Here is a 535-nt window from a genome sequence, read left to right as displayed (position 1 = left end):
GTGCCGGGCCAGCCTCCGGTGCCGCTGACCCACCAGATCCCCGGACGGGCGCCGGTCGAACCGGCCGAACCGTTTACGGACGCCGGCTACTGGAACGAGCAGTTCAGCCGCGAGCCGTATTTCCTCGAAGGCGACAGCTATGACGACTACGACGCGGCCTATCGCGTCGGGCACGGCGCGCGACAGCGCCACCCGCAGGGCGACTTCACCGGTCTGGAAAGCGAGCTGCAGCGCGAATGGGAAAGCCGCAAGGGCCCTTCACGCCTGGACTGGAGCCGCGCGCGGCGGGCGGTGATCCGCGCCTGGGAGCGCGGCGAACCGCACGGCATGTAGTGCCGGGGTGCGCTGGCGCCGCTACGGCGCCAGCAGTTCGAAGCGCGCCGGCACGCCGGTCGTGGACGACGGTGCGATCCAGACATCGAACGCGCCCGGCTCGGCGCCGTGGCTGCCGTCGGCGCGGGTGAATGCCAGCTGCGCAGCGCTCAACTCGAACACCACCTCGCGCGACTCACCGGGCTGCAGCAGGATCTTGTCG

At 71.2% G+C, this 535-nt stretch carries 1 protein-coding gene and 1 pseudogene; one reads left to right on the top strand and one right to left on the bottom strand.

The genetic code is table 11. The features are described 5' to 3' along the window. A pseudogene (locus J7523_RS20535) lies at window positions 1–333 on the top strand (hypothetical protein); the annotation flags it as partial. Window positions 334–354: 21 nt separating this feature from the next. On the opposite strand, the gene J7523_RS20530 reads toward J7523_RS20535, so the two are convergent. Beyond that, window positions 355–535 (bottom strand): fibronectin type III-like domain-contianing protein (locus tag J7523_RS20530; RefSeq protein ID WP_291890667.1); only part of this gene is annotated, 181 nt, incomplete at its 5' end.

The sequence above is a fragment of the Cellulomonas sp. genome, from assembly GCF_017744555.1.
Classification (GTDB): domain Bacteria; phylum Actinomycetota; class Actinomycetes; order Actinomycetales; family Cellulomonadaceae; genus Cellulomonas.
Note: the sequence above shows the minus strand (reverse complement) of the source record. Positions and strands in the feature narration are given on the sequence as shown.